This window comes from Pseudoalteromonas sp. AWM4_233, from assembly GCF_056158285.1.
In genome coordinates this window covers 1-2,458 of the sequence record NZ_JBSWSZ010000115.1, presented here as the reverse complement: position 1 = coordinate 2,458, position 2,458 = coordinate 1, and the positions used below count along the sequence as shown (strand labels likewise).

Here is a 2,458-nt window from a genome sequence, read left to right as displayed (position 1 = left end):
CAACCGCAAGAAGTCGATGACCCCGCCTGACCTGCCCGAAGATGCCGCCCTGTTTCTTGATTTCGACGGCTGCCTTGTCGAAATTGCCCCGACCCCGGATTCCGATCACTGTTCCCGACGCCTTGCCCGACCTGCTGGCGCAGCTGCATCGGCGGTTGCAGGGGGCGGTCGCGTTGATATCAGGGCGCAATGTCGATGATCTGCGCCGTTACCTGCCCGAGTTTCCGGGGGCCATCGCCGGCAGCCACGGGGCCGAGCTTGCCCTGCCGGGGCAGCCGATCCAACCGCCCGCGGGCGAAGGCATCGATATCCCCGCGCTGCATCGGCAGGCGCAGGACATCGCCGCGGCGCATGATGGCGTGCTGATCGAACCAAAGCCGCATGGCGTGGTGCTGCATTACCGGGCGCGCCCCGATCTGGCAGAATGGGCGCAGGCTGCGATGGATGAACTGGCGGCGGGCTATCCGATGTTGGCGATCCAGCCTGCCAAGATGGCGTTTGAACTGCGCCCGAAGGATGCGGGCAAGGATCGTGCCTTGCTGCGCCTGCTGGGGTCCGAGCCCTTTCTGGGGCGGGTGCCGGTCTATGCCGGCGACGACCTGACCGATGAGGTCGCGATGGCGGCGGCGCAATCGCGCGGCGGCTTTGGCATCAAGATCGGCGACGGTGACAGTGTCGCGCGTCATCGCCTGCCGGATCCGGCGGCGTTGGCGCAGTGGCTGGCAAGGTAACAGGGGGGAACATGTCCAGATTGGTTGCCGTTTCGAACCGATTGCCCTTGGGCGACAACCCGTCGGGCGGGCTGGTTGTCGCGCTTGCGGATGCGCTGCGCAGCTCGGGCGGGCTGTGGGTCGGCTTTTCCGGCGAACAGGCCGAGGAACCGGCTGATCGGCTGGTCTTTCACGATGGCGCGCCCTTTGATCGCGCCTCGTTCGATCTGACGCCGACCGATTACGAGGCCTATTATCTGGGCTATTCCAATTCGGTCCTGTGGCCGGTCTGTCATGGCCGGCCCGACCTGATGCATATCCACCCCGAGGAACTGGAGGGTTATCGCCGCGTCAATGCCCGCATCGCCGATCTGCTGGTGCCGCATCTGCGCCCCGACGACCGCATCTGGGTGCAGGATTACCACCTGTTTCCGCTGGCCGCCGAATTGCGCAGCCGGGGTGTGACGGCGCGGATCGGGCATTTCCTGCATATCCCCTTTCCCGGCCCGTCGGATATGGCGACGCTGCCCAACCCGGATGAGATGTTCGACTGGCTGTCGCATTACGATCTGCTGGGCTTTCAGGCCGAACGCGATCTGTCGAATTTCGTTGAAAGCGCGCGGCAACTGGCCCGGATCGAACCCCTGGCCGAAGGGGGCTATCGCCTGAACGGGCAGGAAACCCGTGCCGGTGTCTTTCCCATCGCAATTGATACCGCCGCCTTCATCGAAGAGGCCCGCCATGCGCAGGTCGAGGATCGGATGCGCAGCCTGACCGGGTCCGAGATCATGATACGGCGTCGATCGTCTGGATTACTCCAAGGGCATCCCGCACCGATTTCGCGCCTTTCAACTGCTGCTGGAAAACAACCCCGATCTGCATGAATGCATCTCGTTTTTGCAGATCGCGCCGCCAACACGCGAAGAGGTCGAGGCCTATCGCGATATCCGCGAGGAAACCGAACATCTGGCGGGCCGCATCAATGGCCAGTTCGCCACGGTGAACTGGACGCCGATCCGCTTTATCCAGGTGCTGATCAGAGGTACTTTCCTGGAGGGTTTAACCTTAGCAATACGTTGTTTATGTTTCGTCTACTTCGTTCAGTTACGTATTGCTAAGGTTAACGACGGTTAGATTCACCTCTTACACAGCACCTGGTTACACCATATACTTGCAGGGTAACGGGGTGCTCCGTTTTGGGTTTCATAACAAATACGACCTTGAATACGAGCACAGTAAATTAAAAGAAGAATTTTTGAAAAAGCTAGATGTGATTGCTAAGCAGTTTCAGTAAAACTAAAAAAGGAACATTAAATTGATGAAACATTTTTTACTCATATTTGTATTAGTTCTATTAACTGGGTGTGCAGCCCAATACCCAAACCAAGATGTCACAGGAAAAGCTTTTCCTAGTGTTTCAGGTGGAAACCTAGAAAAGGAGCGTATTAACCTACCTGATTTTGTTAAAGGTGAAGTTGCGCTATTTTTAGTTGGTTATAAGCAAGACAGTCAGTTCGACATTGACCGCTGGTTGATTGGTCTGGATATGAAAGATGCTGATATTAAAGCGTATGAGTTACCAACCATTGCTGGCATGTTCCCGAGAATGTTTAGCACACAAATCGATGAGGGCATGCGTCGTGGAATTCCTAAAGAGCTATGGGGTGGGGTGATCACCATTTATGAAGACGGTGAAAAGGTGCTGTGTACGAGGTGAATCTAACCGTCGTTAACCTTTAGCAATACGT

Annotated in this window: 4 protein-coding genes and 1 pseudogene; all 5 read left to right on the top strand. The window is 57.1% G+C overall.

The features are described 5' to 3' along the window. Positions 1–74 precede the first annotated feature (74 nt). Entirely contained in the window at positions 75–731 is a 657-nt protein-coding gene (gene otsB / locus ACXAC4_RS26240) for a trehalose-phosphatase (RefSeq protein WP_475167809.1), read from the top strand. 11 nt (positions 732–742) lie between these two features. Further along, positions 743–1,594: an alpha,alpha-trehalose-phosphate synthase (UDP-forming) gene (locus tag ACXAC4_RS26235; RefSeq protein ID WP_475167803.1), complete on the top strand. Its 852-nt coding sequence runs from the start codon at positions 743–745 to the stop codon at positions 1,592–1,594. Continuing rightward, positions 1,518–1,844 (top strand): trehalose-6-phosphate synthase, encoded by a 327-nt coding sequence (locus ACXAC4_RS26230; RefSeq protein WP_475167813.1) that lies wholly within the window; start codon positions 1,518–1,520, stop codon positions 1,842–1,844. Before ACXAC4_RS26235 ends, ACXAC4_RS26230 begins: the two co-directional genes overlap by 77 nt. Further along, positions 1,822–2,004 carry a DUF3081 family protein gene (locus ACXAC4_RS26225; RefSeq protein ID WP_475167800.1) on the top strand — a complete coding sequence of 61 codons (183 nt, stop codon included), beginning with the start codon at positions 1,822–1,824 and terminating at the stop codon, positions 2,002–2,004. The genes ACXAC4_RS26230 and ACXAC4_RS26225 overlap by 23 nt, the downstream gene beginning before the upstream one ends. A 21-nt stretch (positions 2,005–2,025) precedes the next feature. After that, positions 2,026–2,412, top strand: a pseudogene (locus ACXAC4_RS26220) (hypothetical protein); the annotation flags it as partial. Positions 2,413–2,458: the final 46 nt, after the last annotated feature.